The sequence below is a fragment of the Rhodococcus sp. P4_C10 genome, assembly GCF_056402135.1.
The window spans coordinates 201,166-220,681 of sequence record NZ_JBFUHZ010000016.1; the positions used below are offsets into that span (position 1 = coordinate 201,166).

The following is a 19,516-nucleotide window of genomic DNA, read 5'->3' on the forward strand; positions in this document are numbered from 1 at the left end:
CCGAGACCAGTTCGAGCGCCAACGGGGGATCCCTTGCGCGCGCCTGTGACGGCCGTTACATTCTGCCTCCATACATATCGATACAGAATGTAACGACTAACCCTACGGAGGCTCGCTTGCCGACACCGACACGGATCACCCGCAAGTCCGCCGCGGCCCTCGCCTTCACCACACTGGCGGCTGTCGGAGCAGGCGCACCGCAGGCGGCCGCGGACCCGCCCGGAATCGACTCCTACTACGCGCAGACCGGCTGGGCGACCCTGCACGGCGACGCCGGCAACCGCAAGGCAGTCCCCGTCTCACCGGGCGACGAGTACACGTCCGCCTGGTCCGGACTGGCCGATGCGTCGGTGCTCACGGCCCCGGTGGTCGGCCCGGACGGGACCACGTATGTCACCACCGGACTCGGCCCCGGCCGGTCGAACCTCTACGCGTACGCGCCCGACGGCACGTTGCGGTGGCAGTCCCCCGCATGGCAGAACGCCGACGACTTCGACAGCTGCGCCGTCCTGCAGAGTCCGCTGGTAGCCCGCAACGGCGACCTGTACGTCAGTGACTGCAACCAACTTTGGGCGTTCCGCCCGGACGGCCAGGTGAAGTGGACGATCGCGTTGCCCGACGCGGTCCCCGGTTCGCCGTGGCAGGAACCCGGCCGGGCGACCCCGTTCCGGCCGCTGGTCACCGCCCAGTTCCTCGCCGACGGCTCCGTCATGGGCATCACGACCTGGAACAAGGCGGTGGTGGTCGACCCCGAGACCGGAGCATTGCGGGCACCCGTGACCCAGTTGCCGGCCACCGCTGCGCCGGCGGCAAGCCAGCCCCAGCCCCCCACTCTCCTCGGCGGCGGACTGCTCGATCCCGAACTCAGGGCCCCGGCCTGGGAACTGTTCTGGGGCGGCACCATGCCACAGGGCAACACGCCGTCGGTGTCGGACAAGACCGGCCGGATCTTTGCCGTCGCATCGGACATGACGCAGGGGTACGTCTACGGAATCGACTATGCCCCCGGCGCGAACGGTGCGCCGGGTGGGTTCACGCTCGCCTTCAGCGCACCCGTCGGTTCGGGCAGCGGTTCGAGTCCGACCATCTCCTCGGACGGTAGCGCCGTCTACGTGACCGACAACGCCGGAATCCTCTACGCGGTCGAGAGCAACGACGGAGCGGTCCGTTGCACCGCCGACGCGGGCAGCAACGGTGGCTCGCCGACCGCCGCCCCGGACGGGCACATCTACCTGCTCGGCGACCAGGGCAAGAGCCTGACGTCGTACGACGGGCAGTGCCGGCGACTGTGGAGTGGCGACTACTCTGCGCTCGCGAAGGAGACGCTGCCGACCAGCCCGACGCTCGGGGAACCCGCCTGGATCGTCGGCGGGCCGCCGACGATCACGGACAACGGGCTACTCGCACCGATCTCGCTCGGCTACAACGTCCCGCTCGGTCCCGGCGCCGCTCCGTTCGTGGCAACGGACTTCCGGCTCGTGAAGATCAACCCGGCGAACGGCACGATGGAGAAGGTTCTCGCGCCACAGGCCGGTGAGAGCGACGGGTTCACTGTCCCGAACACGATGAACGACCTCGTCGTCGTCGGGTACGGCGCGATCGGAACCTCCTCGGTCGAACCCGCCCGTGCGGCAATCGATCCGCGGTTGCCCGAGGGACACAAGATGCCCCCGCTCCGCGGCGGTGTCGAGGCCTTCCTCCCCGTCGGCGCCCCGGGGGCCGGGTCGTCCGGATCGAGTGGCTCGTCGGGGTCGAATGGGTCGTCCGGCAGTGCGGACATCGGCAGCATCTTCGGCAGCTGACCGTCCACCACGACATCGACTGCGGCTGACCGTCCGTGTGCACCGGCACACGGACGGTCAGGACCGATCTGATGTCACAGCGCCGAGCAGACGAACGGCGCCACCCCGGCGTACATGTTGTCGAACGGGTTGGCGTCCACGCCCGCCGCGAACGCGGCGGCCCCGACGGGGTTGAGGATCAGCGCGTTGGAGCGGGTGTCGTGGTCGTAGGCCACGCTGCGCCCGGGTGCGATCTCCGGCGCGAACTCGCGCGCACCGAAGGTCAGCGGGATCTGGACCAGGGTGCTCACGCCGCGCACCGGCGCCGACCCGACGTTCGTCACCGTCGTGAGGACGTGCGCGGTGGTGCGCCAGTCGGCCGGGCCGGTCCCCGTCGTCAGGCAGCGGTAGCCGACCGACACCGCGAGGTCTCCGATCCCCACGCTGCCGGCGCTCGACGCGGCAGCACTGCCGGCGGCCGCCGTGACCGTGACTGCCGCCATCGCCGCCGCGACGGCAAATGCTCCTCGAGCGTGCACGGCGACCTCCGGGTGGTTGGCGACCTGTCCTAGTGGTGTGTCGTCGCCGGTCCGGTCAGCGTTTCGCGGACGGGAACACCGCGGTGAGCACGAAGTTCACGACGGAGATGATCAGGGCACCCCACACCGCCGTCCAGAATCCCTCGACGGAGATGCCCCAGTCGGTGGACGCGGTGATCCACGAGGTCAGCATCAACATCAGCGCGTTGATCACCAGCGTGAACAGGCCGAGGGTGAGGATCAGCAGCGGCAGCGACAGCAACTGCACCAACGGCTTGACGAAGGCGTTGACGACGGTGAACACCAGCGCGATGAACAGCACCACCCACAGCCCCGAGTAGTCACCCGACGGGGTGGCGATGTCGATGCCGTTCACCCACTGCGCGGCCAGCCAGATCGCGACAGCGTTGATCACCAGACGTATCAGAAAGCTCATGCCCAGGATGCTAATCCGCCGTCGACGTATCCCCGGTGTGCAGAGTCACCGCCCGTCCCAAATCACAGTCGCCACCGAGCTGTTGTCCTGCCGATGTTCACCGTCTCGCCACCACTCTGCGCGGAATCGGACAACCGGAAGTGTGAGCCTCACTTGAGCCGATTCGGGCGATTGATCACGTTTCGGGACGACGAGCGTCCTGGAGCCCTTCTGAGATGAGTGGTGGTACCGGTGCGTCGCAAGGTGTGTCTGTTCGGTGTCGACGGAGTGCGCGCGGACATCGCGCTCACGGAGCGAGGCATGCCGTGGCTCGCGAAGCTTGCCGACGCGGGCCGTCGGCACGAGATGACCGTCGAGCCACCCACCCTGTCGGGCCCGAGCTGGTCCACGATCCTGACGGGTGCCTCGTACCCGGAACACGGGGTGCTCGACAACAGCTTCGTCGGCAAGCGCCTGGCCGCCCACCCCGACCTGCTGAGTCGAGCCTTCTACGCCGACCAGACGACGACCACATTCGCGGCTGCGAGCTGGCCGCCGCTCGTCGCCGCCGGAGGGCTCGGGCCAGTCGTCCACGAGCGGCGCGAGCAGGCGGTCGCCGGCCTGCATCGCGTGGTGGTGCGCGACGGAGAGACCAACGGGTACCCGGAGGCCGACGCCCAGATCATGGCCCAGGCTCGGTGGATGCTCGTCAACGAGGGGCCGGACGTCAACTTCGTCTACTTCTGCTCGGCCGACGATGCCGGGCACTTGCACGGCGCCCGGTCCGACGAGTACGGCGTCGCCCTTGCGCTCGTGGACTCGCACCTGCGGACCCTGACGGAATGCATCGCTGCCCGGGCCGAATCCCTGGACGAGGACTGGCTCTTGGTCGTCACCACCGATCACGGCCACCTCGACTCCGGGGGGCACGGCGGCGCAAGTGACGAGGAGCGAGCATCATTCGTCGTCACCCACCGGTTCGGGCGCCCCGATGTCGAGTGGCCGGACCGTGTCGAGCCGGCCGAACTGACGCCACTGATCCTCGACTACCTGAATCAGTAAGTCCTGTCCGCCATTTCGCTCCCTATTCACCTGACGGACAGCAATCCTCAACCACGGCACCACATTCGGTCCACCTCTGCTGGCTAATTTCTCCTGGTACCCGAAAAGTCCGTTGTGCGGCTTTTCCATTGACTGAGGAGTACCCCTTGCTCTCGCTCGTAGCACTCGACATGGCCGGCACCACCATCGACGAGGGCGGTGCCGTGTACGCATCGCTGAAGAAGACCGTCGAGGCCGTGACCCGGACGACCCTCAGCGAGGAGCAGTTGCGGTCGGCGATGGGCGCGAACAAGCGCGACGCCATCCGGGCCTTCCTCGACGAGTTCGGCATGGACTCCTCGACGGCGACCGTGGAACAGATGTACCAGGACTTCCGGGTCGAACTGGTGTCGGCGTACGCCGCCCATCCGCCGAAGGCACTGCCGGGTGTCGAGGACGCGTTGGCCCGCCTTCGCGCCAACGGCATTCGGGTCGCGCTGACCACCGGCTTCAGCCGCTCGATCGCGGCACTGATCCTCGACAACATCGGCTGGACGGTCGGCGAGGGCCCGGAGCACACCGTGGACCTCGTGGTGACGGCCGACGACGTCGCCGCGGGCAGGCCCGCGCCGGACCTGGTCCTGCACGCGATGAAGGTCTTCGGCATCGAGGACCCGCAGCAGGTGCTCTCGGCCGGTGACACCGAGCTGGACCTGGTCTCCGGCACGAATGCAGGCGCGCGCTTCGTGGTCGCCGTCAGCACCGGTGCGCAGTCCGTCGAGTTGCTGCAGACCTTCCCCCACACGGACGTCTGCGACGTGCAGGACCTGCCCGAGCTCCTCGGCGTCTGACGCCGGCGTCAGCACCGAACACGGAATCGTCATGTCTCGATCAATGTCACAAGATCAGTTCGACCTGGCGGTGGTCGGGTCGGGCATCGTCGGCCTCGCCCATGCGGCCCTCGCCCTGGACCGGGGGCTCCGCGTCGTGGTCGTCGAGCGTCACGACCGTCCGGTGGGCGCGTCGGTCCGGAATTTCGGGCACGTCGGCATCACCGCGCAGAGCGGGGAGGGCCTCGCGTACGCGAAGGCCGGGCGCAGGCACTGGCTGAACTTCGGTGCCCGCGCGGGGTTCTGGGTCGGCGAGCTGGGCACGCTGGTGGTGGCCCGGGCGGACGACGAGGTGGAACTGTTGCGGGAGTTCGCATCCCAGCGCGACGGAGACGTCGCGCTGCTGGACCGCGACGCGGTTTCACGGCATGCCTCGATCAAGGACCCGGCATTGCGGGGCGGCGCCCTGTTCACCGAGGACGTCCGGGTCAGCTCCCCCGAGGCCATCCCCGCGCTGGCCCGCTACCTGTCCGAGGAAGGTGTCGAGTTCCAATTCCGGACCAACGTCACCGGCCTTGACGAGGGTGTGGTGTACACCAGCAGGGGCGAGATCCGGGCCACCGAGATCGTGGTTGCCGTCGGACACGACACCGACATGCTCAGCCCGAGCACGGCCGAAGAGATCGACCTGCAGCGCTGCTCCCTGCACATGCTCGAACTCGACTGCCCGGCAGGCTCGCACTTCGACCCTGTGCTGCTCACCGGGCTGTCCGTGCTGCGCTACAAGGGACTGAGCGGATGTGCTGCGGCACAGGAGGTCCGGGCCCGAATCGAACGGACAACACCCGACCTGTTCGAACTCCTGGTGAACCTCAAGATGTCACAACGCCCCAACGGCCGGCTCGTCGTCGGCGACACCCACGTCTACGGACACACCCACGACCCGTTCCGCGACGAGGCCATCGACGACGTGCTGCTGCGCGAGTTCCGGCAGCTGCTGGGCACGGACCTGACCGTGCGCCGACGTTGGACCGGCGAGTACGCCTCGTCCACGCAGGTCGACTTCCTGATCGCCGAGCCCACGCCTCGGGTCCGCTACGTCAGCGTCACCAACGGCACCGGCATGACCACCGCGTTCGGGCTCGCAGAGCACGTGCTCGAGGCCGCGCTCACACCTGCCGCGGCCCGCTGAACACCACGCCCACAACCTTCGCAGACGAGAGAAAGCACTATGAAGCGTCCCAATTCGAGATCGGTCCTCGTCGCGCTCGCCGCGGCCGTGACCCTGTCCCTGACCGGTTGTTCCGCCACCGGTGACACGTCCTCGGACGGATGGCGCACCGCCGAGTCCGCGGCGGCCGGTGGCGGCATGGACGCCCTGATCGAGGCTGCCCAGGCCGAGGGCAAGTTGAATGTGATGGGGCTGTACCCGACCTGGGCCAACTACGGCGAACTGCTCGACGCGTTCTCGGCGAAGTACGGCATCGAGGTCGTCAACGACACCTCGCAGGGCACCAGCCAGGACCAGGTCAACGCGATCGAACAACGCATAGGCCAGGACCGCTCGCTGGACTACCTCGACACCGGCATCCCGTTCGCCGACGCCGCCGCCGCCAAGGGCCTGCTGGCCTCCTACACCCCCGTCGGCGCAGCTCGACTGCCGGCCGCCCTGCACCAGCAGGACCGGCAGTGGACGAGCCAGTACGGCGGCTACATGAGCATCGGCTGCGACGCCTCCCGGGTGCGTACCTGCCCGACCTCCTTCGCCGCACTCGCCGACCCGCAGTACCGGGGCCAGGTGGCGGCACTGGAGGACCCACAGACCGGGAACATGCAGTTCAACGCAGTCTGGGCGATGTCGCTGGCCAACGGCGGTTCCCTCGACGACATCACCCCCGGCATCGAGTTCATCGGCTCGCTCGTGCGCAACGGCAACCAGGCCCCGGTGACGCCGAACACCGGCACCATCGAGCGAGGCGAGACCCCGATCGTGGTGGCATGGGACTACACGAACATCGCCTCCGCGGAAGAACTGAGGTCCGCCGGCATCCCGTTCGAGGTACACGTACCCACCGATGCCCTGTGGTCGGAGTACTACGCGGCCTCGATCAACGCCGACGCCCCGAACCCGGCTGCCGCGAGGCTCTGGATGGAGTACATCTTCAGCGACGAGGGCCAGAACATCTTCCTCGCCGGCAAGACCCGTCCGGCCCGGATGGAGGAGATGCGGGCGTCGGGCACCCTGGACCCGACCGCCGAGGCGGCGCTGCCGCCGGTCACCGGTGCCGCGACGCTGGCCTCCGCAGCCCAGCGGGAGGCCGCCAAGAAGACCCTGAACGCCAACTGGGACGAGACGGTCAACAGATGAGTCCGCAGCCTCGGGTGGGCCGGCTGCCGGCCGCACTGCAGGGGATCTCGGGCCTGATCCCCTTCCTCGCCTTCACCGCTGTCTTCCTGGGGCTGCCCCTCGTCGGCCTTGTCGTCTCGGCCTTCCTGATCACCGACCCCGACAACCCACGGTCGAAGGTGTTCTCGCTGGACAACTTCCGGGCCAGCTTCACCGGCTCGGCGGGTGACGCAATGCTCACCAGCCTCGGTGTCAGCCTGATTGCCGCTACCATCGCCACCGTCCTCGGCGTCCTGCTCACCCAGGCGATCGTGTACACCGGCTCCGAACGCCTGCAGAAGGTCACCACGGTGCTCTCGAGCGTGCTCGCCAACTCCGGCGGGGTCAGCCTGGCATTCTCGTTCATCGTCGTGCTGGGCAGCACCGGGGTGCTCACCAGTCTGTTCAACCTGAACGAGACCTCCTTCAGCCTGTACAGCGCGGCCGGACTGGTGCTGATGTACCAGTACTTCCTGATCCCGACGATGGTCATGGTCAGCTACCCGACCATGGCCGCGCTGCGCCAGGAGTGGAAGGACGCGGCCGCCGCCCTGGGCGCGACGCCACGGCAGTTCTGGCGCACCGTGGGCGTCCCGATCGTGCTGCCGGCGGTGACCAGTGGCTTCGTGCTGCTCTTCGGCGCCTCGCTGGCCACCCACGTCTCGGCTGCGGCCCTGGTCGGGGGCGCGGGCTTCTCGCTGATCACCCTCAAGATCGCCGGCGCCCTGTCCGGCGGCAACGCCGCGGGCCTCGAGAACGTGGCGATGGCCATGAGCGTGAACCTGGTGCTCATCGCGGCGGTGACGCTGCTGGCGTACCTGCCGCTGCAACGAAGGAGCCGGGCATGGCTGTCGTAGACGAGCGGCCGGCCCCGAGCCTCCTCGACGCCGATGTGGTACCCCCGGTCGCACGGCCGGTGCCGGACGCCACGGCCTCACGCCGGCCACGGCTGCCTCGGTTACCGCGGATCGTGCGGGTACCGCGGGCGGCGGCGTGGGGACTGATCGCCGTCGTCGCGCTCTACTTCGCGGTGCCGATGATCGCCTCGCTGCAGTACAGCGTGTGGTTGCCGAACCGGGGCTGGACGTTCGCCGCGTACCTCGACGCGTTCTCCTCGAACGGGGTGATGACGGCGCTGGTGTTCTCCGTCGGGCTGGCACTGGTCTCGGTCGCGGGCCTGGTCGGGCTGCTGGTACCGACGATGGTCTACGTCCACCTGCGGGCACCGCGGTTTCGCGCCCTCGTCGAGGTGATCTGCACGCTGCCGCTGGTGATCCCGGGGATCGCGCTGGTTGCCGGAATCACGGCAACGCTCAAGTACGGCTCGAGCTTCGGACGCGGGTCGGCCCCGGCCGCCGTCAGCCAGTTCCTCCAGCACCCGAGTTTCCCGATCGTTCTGGTCGGCACCTACATCGTGATGCTGCTGCCCTTCACCTATCGGGTCCTCGACGCCGCGTTGACCGCCGTCCCGCTGCGCACCCTGATGGAGGGCGCACGTAGCCTCGGCGCCCCGACCCGGACCGCCATGGTCACCGTCCTGCTGCCGAACATCGTTCCGGCGCTGTGGTTCTGCCTGTTCTTCGGGCTGTCCGCCGGGATGGCGGAGTACACCGTCTCCGCCACCCTGGGCTACCACACACTGTCCGTCGAGCTACTGACGCTGGCCGGCAACAACTTCCGCAGCTCCATCTCGCTGTCGCTGCTCGTCACCCTGCTCAGCTGGGCCCTGATGATCGTCGTCATGCTCAGCGCCACCCGTGCCACCAAGGCCAGGAAGGTACACCCGTGAGAAACCACTTCAGCCCACACCACGGGGCCGGCGCCGAGGTCGAATACGTCGGCGTCACCAAGAAGTTCGGAGACAACACCGTCCTCGACAGCCTCGACCTGCGGATCGAGCCGGGCGAGTTCGTCGCACTGCTCGGCCCATCGGGATGCGGGAAGACCACCGCGCTGCGCATCCTCGGCGGGTTCGAGACGGCGACCACCGGAATCGTGAAGATCGCCGGTGCGCCGGTGACCGACGTGCCCGCGCACCGCCGCGGCGTCGGGATGGTGTTCCAGTCCTACAGCCTGTTCCCACACCTGACCGTCGCACAGAACATCGCGTACGGGCTCGCGCTGCGGAAGGCACCGCGTGCCGAGAGAACCGCACGGGTACGCGAGTTGCTCGACGTCATCGGCATGCGCGGCTTCGACGACCGGTACCCAGCCCAGCTCTCCGGCGGACAACAGCAGCGGGTGGCGCTGGCGCGGGCACTGGCCACGAGCCCGGGAATCCTGCTGCTGGACGAGCCTCTCTCGGCCCTGGACGCCCAGGTGCGGGCTTCGCTTCGCGAAGAAATCCGGCAGATCCAGCTCCGACTGGGGGTGACTGTGCTGTTCGTGACCCACGACCAGGAGGAAGCACTGGCGATGGCCGACCGAGTGGCCGTGATGCGCGCCGGCCGGATCGAGCAGATCGCGACCCCCACAACGCTGTACAACGATCCCGCCACCGAGTTCGTCGCCACCTTCGTGGGGACCACCAATGTTCTGGAGATTCCTCGCGGCGCGCCGATTCCGAGCGTGTGGCAGCCGCGGCGGTCGCAGTCGCCAGACAAGTTGTTCGTCCGGCCGGAGGCATTGAGCTGCGAACCCAGCGCCTCCGGAGCGGGTGAGGTGGTGGGGCATCTGTTCATGGGGTCGACCACGCGCGTCACCGTCCGAACCGGCGTCGGCGAGCACCCGGTGCGGATCGACCTGCCGTCCCACCTGGCCATGGCAACCCCGGTAGGTCAACGGGTCGACATTCACCTGCGCAGGCGGCCGGCGCTGAGGGAAGACGCCGCGGGGAATGCCGTCGCCACACCCGAACTCGTGGCTGTGAGCTAGTCGACCGTCGCTGCCATACTCGAGTCGGATACTGCGCCTGCCGACCGACGACAGCAGGACGAGCAGCCGAGAGGTGGCGCCACACATGCTGATCCGTCCTGCAACCGACAGTGACCTCGCCCTGCTGCCCGCAATCGAGGTGGCGGCCGGTGAGGCCTTCCGCGCGCTCGGCATGGACGCCGTGGCCGACGACGCACCCCCGACCGTCGAGGAACTGGCGGCGTACCAGGTCGACGGCCGGGCCTGGGTCGCGGTCGACGCCACGGACCGCCCCGTCGGCTACGCGCTGGCCCTGGAGGTCGACGGCGGGGCCCATCTCGAGCAGGTCACGGTGCACCCCGCGGCGGCCGGGCACCGGATCGGCTCGGCCCTGATCGACGAGGTGGACCGCTGGGCGGCCGGGCACGGGCTGGCGTGGCTGACCCTGACCACCTTCGTCGACGTCCCCTGGAATGCGCCGTACTACCACCGACTCGGGTTCCGGGCGATGGCGGCGGAGACGTTGCCGGCCGGGTTGCGGTCGATCCGCGGGCACGAGCGCGCGCACGGTCTCGACGCCTGGCCGCGGGTCACCATGCGGCGCGCGGCCGGCGGCACCGGGTAGGCGGGCCGGGATTGCCCCAGGTGGTACCGACCGGCGCGGGCGCGTAATACTGGGAGGGTCGTCCGGCACCGGAGTTCGAGCGCACGGGAGTCCGGGCGTGTGATCACCGAGGGCAAGGAGCCCATCATGAGCACACTCGTCATCGTGCGATTCCTCGTTGCGGACATGTCGACGGCCAAGAAGACCCTCGCCGACAACGCGGCACTGCTCGAAGAAATCGGCACCGAGGCCAAGAAGAGCGGCGCCCTGCACCACCGGTTCGCGGAGGGCATCGGCGAACTCGTCGCGATCGACGAATGGGACTCCGTCGAGGCCTTCCAGGACTTCTTCGACGACAACCCGAAGATCGCCACCGTCACCAAGAAGGCCGGCGCCCAGATGCCGCCGTCCCTGGAGTTCCTCGCCGGCGTCGAGGCCGCGGGCGCCTTCTGACCGGGCGGGCCCGGTCCTAGGCCGCGCGGTCGAGCAGCGCGAGTATCCGGCCCCGCAGCTCGGCGGGTGTCAGGTGTCGGGCGACCACCGCGGCCGCGTCGTCGTCGCCCCCACGGACGACGCCCAGCAGCAGGTGCTCGGCGCCGATGTGACCGTCCTTGCGGGCCAACGCCTCTCGCAGTGACAGCTCGATCGCCTTCTTCGCACCCGGGGTGAACGGGATGTGCCCGGTCCCCTTCAGCCCGAACCAGCCGCGCCGCTCCGTGGTCTCCGCCGACTCCGCGCGGTCGAGCGCGTCCTCGCCGAAGGTGGCGTCGAGGCTCTCCCGCACCGCGTCGAGGTCGATGCCGATCGACCGCAGCGCCGCCGCGTCCTCCTCACCGAGGGCCTGCCCGCCGCGTCGGCGCGCGACCTCCGCGCGGGTGTCCGCGATCGTGAGTCCGGCGTCGGAGAGGACCGCCCCGAGCGGAGTGCCCGCGGCGCCGACCAGCACGCCGAGCAGGAGGTGCACGACCTCGATCCGGGGCGCCTTCAGCGCTTTGGCCTCGGCCTGCGCGTCGATCACGGCCTCGCGGGCCTGCGTCGTGAACCGTTCGAACATGGGACTACCGCCCTCTCCGGTTGTGCTTCTGGTGGACCGCCTGCCTGCTGACCTCGAGCGACTCCGCGATGGCCTGCCAGGACCAGCCCTGGTCGCGGGCGTTCTGGACCTGGATGGCCTCGAGCCGTTCGAGCAGTCGGCGAAGGGCAAGGACGGCCCGGAGCCCGACCTTCGGGTCGGGACTGCCTGCCGCCGCCGCGAGTGACGTTGCCTCGGTCATGTTGTCAATTTAGATTGACAACATGGGGGCGTCAAGAGAGGTTGACAGATCGGGGTCGGCCGGGACCGCGGCTACGGTGGTGTCCAGCCCACCCGACCTACCCCGAGGAGCCCAGCCGATGTCCGTGTTCGACGCCACCCTGCCCAAGACCGCCACCTCCGCGCTTGCCGCGGCGGGACTCGTCGGCGGCTACGCCGTGGCCCGGCAGACCGAGAACCGGCAACTCGGCGGCGCGGTCCTCGCCGTCGTCGGCGCCGTGTGCACCACCAACTGGGTGCGGACCTCGGGCGCGGCCCGCGGGGCGGCTCTGCTGGGCACCTACGTCGGGGCGTTCGGCGCGTCCCACCCGCTGGCGAAGAAGATCGGCGCCTGGCCGTCCGTCGGCGCCGTCGCCGTCGGTACCGCACTCGTCGCGCAGCTGGTCAGCAAGGGCTGACGCCGCCCCGGGCCCGTCCTACGAGCCCGAGTTGCCGAGAGACTTCGGGGTGATGCGCGCGACGATCGCGTGGATCGAGCCGTCCCGGACCTCGAAGGTCTCGACGATCTCGACGGTCATCAGCCGGGCGCCGGCGATCCCCGCGTCGAGCAGGTAGCGGGTCGACACCACGTCCCCGGACTCGGACATCTCGAGGTCCCGGATGCCCTGGATGACCCGGTACTGCGGGCCGTGCGCGAGGTCCCACGTCATCTGCGAGCCGGAGAACCCGGTCTTGAGGCCCGCCTCGACGCGGGTGGCGCGGGGAGCGAACCGGACGGCGCTCGAGTCGTGGGAGATCAGCGCGTCGATGTAGGCGCGGGCCACCGCCTCCCGGTCGGAGTCGGTGCGTGACGGGTCCGCGGAGATCGCGGGGCCTCCGGCCACGCGGCCGGAGGTCCGCCCGGCGGCGACCAGGGCGACGACGGCGGCCGTGACGGACAGGGTGAGAACTCGGCGGGTGCGCATGCCGCGATCCTAGTGAGCGCCACCCGCGCGGTCCGACGTTCGGTCGACCAGCCGAAGGGGACGCGGTCGAGCCAGGAACGCCGAGTCGGCTCCGCGGCGTGCCGCTCCACTTCGTGCCGGACGTTCTGGGGCATTCGACGGCGCGAGCGCCCGCCTCTGCGTCACCATCGAGGGGGAGAGCGCCTCGCCCAGGGGCCGCGACCCGCGGCGCCCCGAGGATCTCCGGACCGAACGGACCCGGACATGCCTGCCGTGACCACGTTTGCCAAGCTCGCCGCCCCCGCCGCCCTCGCCTCGGCCCTACTCGGCGCCGCCGCCCCCGCACACGCGACGCCGTCGCAGGGGGTCACCGCCGAGACCCTCACCCAGCTCGAGATCCCCGGGTCCTGGCTGCCCGGGCCGCCGGCCGGCCACCCCGCGGTGCCCGAACAGGTGTCGACGACGCTGCGGCGGATCGTGATCGCGCCCGGCGGCAGTACCGGATGGCACCACCACCGCGGCCACGTCCAGGGACTGGTCGCCGAGGGGACGCTCACCCGGGTGTTCGCCGACTGCTCGCAGCAGGCGTCGCCCGCGGGGTACTGGGTCACCGAGGAACCCACCGGCGACCACGTCGGGCGCAACCTCGGCACCACGCCCGTCGTGCTGCTGGTGACCTACGCGCTGCCCGACGGCGAACCCTTCTCGCAGGACGCGCCGGCCCACTGCCCCTGACCCGACGCAGCACCTCCGATTGCGGACCGCGACTGTCCGCGATCGCTCCTGTCCTCCGTCGGAGACCACGAATCGTCCCCGACGGAGGACCATGGAACGACCTCCCTCACCATCGACGTGCTCCGGACGTGCTCGACGACCTACGGCGCCGGCTAGAGCACACCCGCCGGCCCAACTTCGAGGAGCCGGAGCTGACGGCCGGCGGCATCCGGGCCTTCGTCGCCGGGCCGCGCGGGGTCGAGTGCGCGGCGGATTTGACCTGAAGTGCACTTGAGGTCCTACCGTCGGGCAGGCGAGGCGTGGAACGGGATGTCACACCCCCCTCGTAGCGTTGCACCGGTCAACAACGAACACCGAGAGGTCCACCCCCCATGAGCATGGAATCGGTTGCCTGGTCCTCGATGCACCAGATGATGACCGCACAGGACGAAAAACGTCCCTTCTCCCGCGCGACGCTGCGCCGGATCCTCGGATTCGCGCGGCCGCACCGACGTCGGCTGGTGCTGTTCCTCGTGATCAGCGTCGCGACCGCGGCGCTGGCGGTCGCCACCCCGGTGCTGGCCGGCCGCGTCGTCGACGCCATCGTCTCCGGCTCCGACACCGGCGTCGTGGTGCGGCTCGCGCTGCTGATCGCGGTGATCGCGATCGTCGAGGCCGCGCTGGGGCTCTACAACCGGTTCCTCTCGTCGAGCATCGGCGAGGGCCTGATCCTGGACCTGCGGACGGCCGTCTTCGACCACGTCCAGAAGATGCCGATCGCGTTCTTCACCCGCACCCGCACCGGCGCGCTGGTCAGCCGGCTCAACAACGACGTCATCGGCGCCCAGCGGGCCTTCAGCAACACCCTCTCCGGAGTGGTCGCGAACCTGGTGACGCTGACCCTGACGCTGGTGGTGATGCTCGGGATCTCCTGGCAGATCACCCTGCTCTCGCTGCTGCTGCTGCCGGTGTTCGTGCTGCCCGCGCGGCGGATCGGCCGGCGGATGGCCGGGATGCAGCGTGAGGCCGCCAACCTGAACGCCTCGATGAGCACCCAGATGACCGAGCGCTTCTCCGCACCGGGCGCCACGCTGGTCAAGCTGTTCGGCCGGCCTGCCGACGAGTCCGCCCAGTTCGAGCTGCGGGCCCGGCGGGTCCGCGACATCGGCGTCCGCACCGCGATGACGCAGTCCGCGTTCGTGACGGCCCTGACGCTGGTCTCCGCGCTCGCACTGGCCCTGGTGTACGGCCTGGGCGGCTGGTTCGCGCTGGCGGGCACGCTGGATGCCGGTGCGGTGGTCTCGCTGGCGCTGCTGCTGACCCGGCTGTATGCGCCGCTGACGTCGCTGGCCAGCGCCCGCGTCGACGTGATGAGCGCGCTCGTCAGCTTCGAGCGGGTCTTCGAGGTGCTGGACCTGCCGCCGCTGATCGCCGAGCCCGAGCACCCGAGGCCGCTGCCCGACGGCCCGGTCGCCGTCGAGTTCGACGGCGTCGACTTCGCCTATCCGTCGGCGGACAAGGTGTCGCTGGCATCCCTCGAGGAGGTCGCCGGGCTGGACACGCGGGGCGGGCTGCAGGTGCTGCACGACGTCTCGTTCCGCGTCGAGCCCGGGCAGATGGTGGCGCTGGTCGGCTCCTCCGGGGCAGGCAAGTCGACGATCGCGCAGCTGCTGCCACGCCTCTACGACACCGACTCCGGCGCCGTCCGGCTGTCCGGGGTGGACGTACGGGACCTGTCCGCGGCGTCGATCCGCCAGTCGGTGGGGATGGTCACCCAGGACGGCCACCTCTTCCACGAGTCGGTGCGGGCGAACCTCGTGCTGGCCAAGCCCGGGGCCACCGACGAGGAGCTGTGGGAGGTGCTCGGCCGGGCCCGCCTGACCGATCTCGTCGAGTCCCTGCCGGAGGGGCTGTCCACCGTCGTCGGCGAGCGTGGCTACCGGCTCTCCGGCGGCGAACGCCAGCGCCTGACCATCGCGCGACTGCTGCTCGCCCACCCGCGGGTGGTGATCCTCGACGAGGCCACCGCACACCTGGACTCCACCTCGGAGGCGGCCGTGCAGGCCGCCCTCGCCGAGGCGCTGGCCGGGCGGACATCGGTGGTGATCGCGCACCGTCTCTCCACGATCCGGGCCGCCGACCTCATCCTGGTCGTCGAGGACGGCCGGGTGGTCGAGCGGGGCAGCCACACCGAACTGCTCGCGGCCCGCGGCCGGTACGAGGAGCTCTACCGCACCCAGTTCGCGGACGGCGACGCCGAGGTCCAGGTGCCCGCCCGCTGACCGCGGGTCCGCGCCCGCCTGCTGCCGTGGGGGGCGGGGGGGGGCCGGTCGAGCCACGGGCCGGGTCAGGCCTGCCAGCGCCCGGTGGCCACGAAGGTGTCGAGGACCGCCGTCGGGCCGGTCAGGTCCAGGCCCTCACCGCGCACCCACTCGTCGTCGAAGTAGGTGTCCGCGTACCGCTCGCCGCCGTCGCACAGCAGCGTCACCACGCTGCCGCTGCGTCCGTCCGCGAGCATCTGCGCGATCACCCCGAACGCGCCCCACAGGTTGGTCCCGGTGGAACCGCCGACCCGGCGGCCCAGCGCCCGGCTGGCGTGCCGCGCGGCGGCAATCGAACCGGCGTCGGGCACCGTCACCATCCGGTCCACCACCTGGCCCACGAACGACGGCTCGACGCGCGGACGGCCGATCCCCTCGATCCGGGACGGCATCCCGGTCTCGAAGTCGGCGCTGGCGGTCCGGTAGCCGCCGATGAATGCCGAGTTCTCCGGGTCCACCACCAGCAGCCGCGTCGCGTGCCTGCGGTACCTGATGTACCGGCCGATGGTCGCGCTGGTGCCGCCGGTGCCGGCACCGACCACCACCCACTCCGGGACCGGATGCTGCTCGAGCGTCATCTGCTGGAAGATCGACTCGGCGATGTTGTTGTTCCCGCGCCAGTCGGTGGCCCGCTCGGCGTGCGTGAACTGGTCCATGTAGTGCCCGTTGCACTCGGCCGCGAGACGGCCGGCCTCCGCGTAGATCTCCGACGGGGTGTCGATGAAGTGGCAGCTGCCGCCCTGCGCCTCGATCAGCGCGATCTTCGCCGGACTCGTGCTGCGCGGCATCACCGCGACGAAGTCCAGGCCGAGCAGCTTGGCGAAGTAGGCCTCGCTGACCGCCGTCGACCCCGACGACGCCTCGATCACCGTGGTGTCCTCGGTGACCCAGCCGTTGCAGATCGAGTACAGGAACAGCGAGCGCGCCAGCCGGTGCTTGAGGCTGCCGGTGATGTGAGTTGACTCGTCTTTGAGGTAGAGCGCGACGTTCCACTCCGACGGCAGCGGGTAGCGCAGCAGGTGGGTGTCCGCGCTGCGCTGGGCGTCCGCATCGATCAGCCGGACCGCGTTGTCCACCCAGTCCCGCGCGGCACTGTGGTCGACCGTCGTGTCGCTCACTTGATGCCGTCGTCGCCACGCAGCTTCGACCGCAGGTCGTCGCGGTCGCGACGGCGCTGCTCGTCCACCGCGGCGATCTGCACGTTGACCCGGGTGCGCAGCTTCGCGAACAGCACCAGGGACAGCGGCAGCGCGATGATCACGGAGAAGATGGCCGCGACGAGCAGCGGGACCTCCACGCCGACCAGCTTGCTCACGCCCACGATGAGCGCCGCGACCAGGATGACCAGACCCAGCCGCGCGACGGTGTAGAGAGCCAGGTCACGGGCGAGCTTGCCCTTGGCGGAGGGGGCGGGGTTCTGGGATGCGTCAGTCACCCTCCCAGGCTACCGACCCCCGTTCAGGCAGCGCAGTCGCGCACGTCCCGGTTGCCGGACCTGTCCGTTATGTCCATTACCTCCGCTTTACTCGAATTAGGCGGTTCGAGTACCCGGGGGTCCCGATGCCACCATGACGCTGAACCCACCGGCACGACCCGTAAGGATCTCAATGAGCGTTCCCGCATTCCAGCAAGCCAACGACTCACTGCTGACCCCCGGCCAGGTGGCGGCGATGTTCCATGTCGATCCGAAGACGGTGACGCGCTGGGCGCACGCGGGCCGACTCGGCTCGCTGCGCACCCCCGGCGGCCACCGACGCTTCCGCGAGTCCGAGGTGCTGGCCCTGCTCGATTCACTCACCACCGAGGCCACCCCCCGACATCTCTGAGACAGACATCTCCGAGCCCCGCTGCCGCGGAACCCGCCCGACGAGTCCGGTCAGTGGGAAATCTTCGGCAACCCGATGCGACCTCGTGTAATACTGCAACACGTTTCATTTCCGGGCACGGTGCCGTTTCCGGTCACGTCGTCATGCGTGAGTCGGCCACGGCGAACTGGCCCGACCAGCAGATGAGGATTGCATGAGCGACATCGCGACGCCAGCGGTGCAGGGCTGGTTCACCACCGGGCCGGCGCCGGCCCTGATCGGTACCGAGTGCCGGTCCTGCGGCACCATCTCCTTCCCGCGGGAGACCACCTTCTGCAAGAACCCGGCCTGCTCCGGCGAGGAGTTCGTCGACACCGAACTCTCCCGCCGCGGCACCGTGTGGTCCTACACGGACGCCCAGTACCAGCCGCCGGCCCCGTACATCCCGGTCACCGACCCGTACGTGCCGTTCGCGCTGGCCGCGGTCGAGCTGCCCGAGGGCCTCGTGGTGCTCGGGCAGGTGGCCGAGGGCTACGGCGTCGACGACCTGAAGGTCGGGGACCCCGTCGACCTGGTCGTCGAGACCCTGTACACCGACGAGACCGGTGAGCGCACCATCTGGCGATGGAAGCCCGTCACCGCCGCAACGAACAGCGCCGCCGCAACGAACAACGAGGAGCAGGCATGAGCAACGACGTCGCCATCCTCGGCGTGGGGATGCACCCCTGGGGCAAGTGGGGCCAGTCGTTCGTCAAGTACGGCGTCGCCGCGGCCCGGGCCGCCCTCGCCGACTCCGGTGTGAACTGGCAGGACGTCGACTTCATCGTCGGCGGTGAGACCGTCCGCAACGGCTACGGCGGATACGTCGCAGGCGCCACCTTCGCGCAGGCACTGGGCTGGAACGGCGCCCGCGTCGCCACCTCGTACGCGGCGTGCGCCACCGGCGCCCAGGCCCTGGACACCGCCCGCGCGCGGATCCTCGCGGGCCTGAGCGAGGTCGCCCTGGTCGTCGGTGCCGACACCACCCCGAAGGGCTTCCTGGCCCCGGTCGCCGGCGAGCGCTGGGACGACCCGGACTGGCTGCGGTTCCGCCTCATGGGCATGACCAACCCGGCGTACTTCGCGCTCAACGCGCGGCGCCGGATCGACCTGTACGGCGCGACGTCCGAGGACTTCGCCGCGGTCAAGGTCAAGAACGCGCGACACGGGCTCAACAACCCCAACGCGCGGTACCGCAAGGAGGTCTCGGCCGCGGACGTGCTGGCCTCCCCCGTGGTGTCCAACCCGCTGCACCTGCTCGACATCTGCGCCACGTCCGACGGCGGCGCGGCGATCATCCTCACCTCGATGGAGTACGCCCGCAAGATGGGCATCGCCGAGCCGGTACGGATCAGCGCCATCTCCACCGTCACGCCGACGTTCCCGCAGACCATCATGGACATGCCGAACTTCTCCACCGACTCCGCGTCGGCGGTGCCCGCTCCGGAACTCACGTTCAAGGAGTCCATCGGTCACGCGGCCTACGAGGAGGCCGGCATCTCGCCGGAGGACGTCGACGTCGCCGAGGTCTACGACCTCGCCACCTCGGTCGAACTGGACTGGATCGAGGACCTCGCGCTGTGCAAGCGCGGCGAGGCCGAGCACCTGCTGCGTGCGGGCGAGACCACCATCGGCGGCCGCATCCCGGTCAACCCGTCCGGCGGCCTGGCCTGCTTCGGCGAGGCCGTCCCGGCGCAGGCGCTCGCGCAGGTCTGCGAGCTCACCTGGCAGCTGCGCGGCCAGGCCGAGGGCCGTCAGGTCGAGGGCGCCCGAGTGGGCATCACCGCGAACCAGGGCCTCTTCGGCCACGGCTCGTCGGTGATCGTCTCCGTCTGACGTCCCCGCCCGCGCGCCCGCACCACAGTGTCTCGGCACCATCGGCTCCGGCTGATGGTGCCGAGGCGTTTGGGGCGGCTACGCTCGAGACAAGGAGGTGCGTCGTGATCTACCTGTTGGCGCTGATCGGGCTGGTGACGCTCGCGGTGCTGTTGT

At 69.9% G+C, this 19,516-nt stretch carries 24 protein-coding genes; 17 read left to right on the top strand and 7 right to left on the bottom strand.

The features are described from left to right. The first annotated feature begins 116 nt into the window (after positions 1–116). Positions 117–1,802 (top strand): outer membrane protein assembly factor BamB family protein, encoded by a 1,686-nt coding sequence (locus AC1DWC_RS13715; RefSeq protein ID WP_477908784.1) that lies wholly within the window; start codon positions 117–119, stop codon positions 1,800–1,802. Between the two features lie 74 nt (positions 1,803–1,876). On the opposite strand, the gene AC1DWC_RS13720 is transcribed toward AC1DWC_RS13715, so the two are convergent. Continuing rightward, complete coding sequence (locus AC1DWC_RS13720; protein WP_477908785.1) at positions 1,877–2,320, bottom strand: hypothetical protein; 444 nt, start codon at positions 2,318–2,320, stop codon at positions 1,877–1,879. Positions 2,321–2,375: 55 nt separating this feature from the next. Then, a complete protein-coding gene (locus tag AC1DWC_RS13725; RefSeq protein ID WP_477908786.1) occupies positions 2,376–2,756 on the bottom strand; it encodes a phage holin family protein in 381 nt (126 codons plus the stop codon). Between the two features lie 231 nt (positions 2,757–2,987). On the opposite strand from AC1DWC_RS13725, the gene AC1DWC_RS13730 reads away from it, so the two are divergent. The 9 genes from AC1DWC_RS13730 to AC1DWC_RS13770 all read left to right on the top strand — a co-directional run bounded on the left by AC1DWC_RS13730 (position 2,988) and on the right by AC1DWC_RS13770 (position 10,902). After that, the gene (locus AC1DWC_RS13730) at positions 2,988–3,797 is read left to right on the top strand and encodes an alkaline phosphatase family protein (RefSeq protein ID WP_477837857.1); all 810 of its coding nucleotides are present in this window, start codon (positions 2,988–2,990) and stop codon (positions 3,795–3,797) included. Between the two features lie 146 nt (positions 3,798–3,943). Next, positions 3,944–4,627 carry a phosphonatase-like hydrolase gene (locus AC1DWC_RS13735; protein WP_477908788.1) on the top strand — a complete coding sequence of 228 codons (684 nt, stop codon included), beginning with the start codon at positions 3,944–3,946 and terminating at the stop codon, positions 4,625–4,627. 43 nt (positions 4,628–4,670) lie between these two features. Next, positions 4,671–5,798, top strand: a complete 1,128-nt coding sequence (locus tag AC1DWC_RS13740; protein ID WP_477908790.1) for a TIGR03364 family FAD-dependent oxidoreductase — start codon at positions 4,671–4,673, stop codon at positions 5,796–5,798. 39 nt (positions 5,799–5,837) lie between these two features. After that, the gene (locus AC1DWC_RS13745) at positions 5,838–6,974 is read left to right on the top strand and encodes an ABC transporter substrate-binding protein (RefSeq protein ID WP_477908792.1); all 1,137 of its coding nucleotides are present in this window, start codon (positions 5,838–5,840) and stop codon (positions 6,972–6,974) included. Then, positions 6,971–7,849, top strand: coding sequence for an ABC transporter permease (locus AC1DWC_RS13750; RefSeq protein WP_477908794.1), 879 nt, complete (start codon positions 6,971–6,973; stop codon positions 7,847–7,849). The genes AC1DWC_RS13745 and AC1DWC_RS13750 overlap by 4 nt, the downstream gene beginning before the upstream one ends. After that, positions 7,837–8,781 (top strand): ABC transporter permease, encoded by a 945-nt coding sequence (locus AC1DWC_RS13755; protein ID WP_477908796.1) that lies wholly within the window; start codon positions 7,837–7,839, stop codon positions 8,779–8,781. The genes AC1DWC_RS13750 and AC1DWC_RS13755 overlap by 13 nt, the downstream gene beginning before the upstream one ends. Beyond that, complete coding sequence (locus tag AC1DWC_RS13760) at positions 8,778–9,866, top strand: ABC transporter ATP-binding protein (protein WP_477908798.1); 1,089 nt, start codon at positions 8,778–8,780, stop codon at positions 9,864–9,866. The genes AC1DWC_RS13755 and AC1DWC_RS13760 overlap by 4 nt, the downstream gene beginning before the upstream one ends. An 85-nt stretch (positions 9,867–9,951) precedes the next feature. Further along, positions 9,952–10,470 carry a GNAT family N-acetyltransferase gene (locus AC1DWC_RS13765; RefSeq protein ID WP_477908800.1) on the top strand — a complete coding sequence of 173 codons (519 nt, stop codon included), beginning with the start codon at positions 9,952–9,954 and terminating at the stop codon, positions 10,468–10,470. 126 nt (positions 10,471–10,596) lie between these two features. Beyond that, positions 10,597–10,902 (top strand): hypothetical protein, encoded by a 306-nt coding sequence (locus AC1DWC_RS13770; RefSeq protein WP_477908802.1) that lies wholly within the window; start codon positions 10,597–10,599, stop codon positions 10,900–10,902. A gap of 16 nt (positions 10,903–10,918) precedes the next feature. On the opposite strand, the gene AC1DWC_RS13775 is transcribed toward AC1DWC_RS13770, so the two are convergent. Beyond that, positions 10,919–11,503, bottom strand: coding sequence for a Clp protease N-terminal domain-containing protein (locus AC1DWC_RS13775; protein ID WP_477908804.1), 585 nt, complete (start codon positions 11,501–11,503; stop codon positions 10,919–10,921). A gap of 4 nt (positions 11,504–11,507) precedes the next feature. Continuing rightward, positions 11,508–11,723, bottom strand: a complete 216-nt coding sequence (locus AC1DWC_RS13780) for a helix-turn-helix domain-containing protein (RefSeq protein WP_072842656.1) — start codon at positions 11,721–11,723, stop codon at positions 11,508–11,510. A gap of 118 nt (positions 11,724–11,841) precedes the next feature. On the opposite strand from AC1DWC_RS13780, the gene AC1DWC_RS13785 reads away from it, so the two are divergent. Further along, complete coding sequence (locus AC1DWC_RS13785) at positions 11,842–12,159, top strand: hypothetical protein (protein ID WP_477837867.1); 318 nt, start codon at positions 11,842–11,844, stop codon at positions 12,157–12,159. A gap of 18 nt (positions 12,160–12,177) precedes the next feature. Here the strand turns inward: AC1DWC_RS13785 and AC1DWC_RS13790 are convergent, their stop codons facing one another. After that, positions 12,178–12,666: a DUF8021 domain-containing protein gene (locus tag AC1DWC_RS13790; RefSeq protein WP_477908806.1), complete on the bottom strand. Its 489-nt coding sequence runs from the start codon at positions 12,664–12,666 to the stop codon at positions 12,178–12,180. Between the two features lie 243 nt (positions 12,667–12,909). On the opposite strand from AC1DWC_RS13790, the gene AC1DWC_RS13795 reads away from it, so the two are divergent. The 3 genes from AC1DWC_RS13795 to AC1DWC_RS13805 all read left to right on the top strand — a co-directional run bounded on the left by AC1DWC_RS13795 (position 12,910) and on the right by AC1DWC_RS13805 (position 15,641). Next, positions 12,910–13,380 (top strand): cupin domain-containing protein, encoded by a 471-nt coding sequence (locus AC1DWC_RS13795; RefSeq protein ID WP_477908808.1) that lies wholly within the window; start codon positions 12,910–12,912, stop codon positions 13,378–13,380. A gap of 128 nt (positions 13,381–13,508) precedes the next feature. After that, complete coding sequence (locus AC1DWC_RS13800) at positions 13,509–13,643, top strand: hypothetical protein (RefSeq protein WP_477908810.1); 135 nt, start codon at positions 13,509–13,511, stop codon at positions 13,641–13,643. Between the two features lie 108 nt (positions 13,644–13,751). Next, on the top strand, positions 13,752–15,641 hold the full coding sequence (locus AC1DWC_RS13805; RefSeq protein WP_477908812.1) for an ABC transporter ATP-binding protein: 1,890 nt from the start codon (positions 13,752–13,754) through the stop codon (positions 15,639–15,641). Between the two features lie 65 nt (positions 15,642–15,706). Here the strand turns inward: AC1DWC_RS13805 and cds1 are convergent, their stop codons facing one another. Both cds1 and AC1DWC_RS13815 read right to left on the bottom strand, forming a co-directional pair. Further along, complete coding sequence (gene cds1 / locus AC1DWC_RS13810) at positions 15,707–16,798, bottom strand: L-cysteine desulfhydrase Cds1 (protein WP_477837871.1); 1,092 nt, start codon at positions 16,796–16,798, stop codon at positions 15,707–15,709. Next, positions 16,795–17,115 (bottom strand): DUF4229 domain-containing protein, encoded by a 321-nt coding sequence (locus tag AC1DWC_RS13815; protein ID WP_477908814.1) that lies wholly within the window; start codon positions 17,113–17,115, stop codon positions 16,795–16,797. The genes cds1 and AC1DWC_RS13815 overlap by 4 nt, the downstream gene beginning before the upstream one ends. Before the next feature lie 172 nt (positions 17,116–17,287). On the opposite strand from AC1DWC_RS13815, the gene AC1DWC_RS13820 reads away from it, so the two are divergent. The 3 genes from AC1DWC_RS13820 (at position 17,288) to AC1DWC_RS13830 (ending at position 19,360) form a co-directional block, all read left to right on the top strand. Further along, on the top strand, positions 17,288–17,506 hold the full coding sequence (locus AC1DWC_RS13820; protein ID WP_477641621.1) for a BldC family transcriptional regulator: 219 nt from the start codon (positions 17,288–17,290) through the stop codon (positions 17,504–17,506). 193 nt (positions 17,507–17,699) lie between these two features. Next, on the top strand, positions 17,700–18,173 hold the full coding sequence (locus AC1DWC_RS13825) for a Zn-ribbon domain-containing OB-fold protein (protein ID WP_477908817.1): 474 nt from the start codon (positions 17,700–17,702) through the stop codon (positions 18,171–18,173). Beyond that, positions 18,170–19,360 (top strand): lipid-transfer protein, encoded by a 1,191-nt coding sequence (locus tag AC1DWC_RS13830; protein WP_477837875.1) that lies wholly within the window; start codon positions 18,170–18,172, stop codon positions 19,358–19,360. The genes AC1DWC_RS13825 and AC1DWC_RS13830 overlap by 4 nt, the downstream gene beginning before the upstream one ends. Positions 19,361–19,516: the final 156 nt, after the last annotated feature.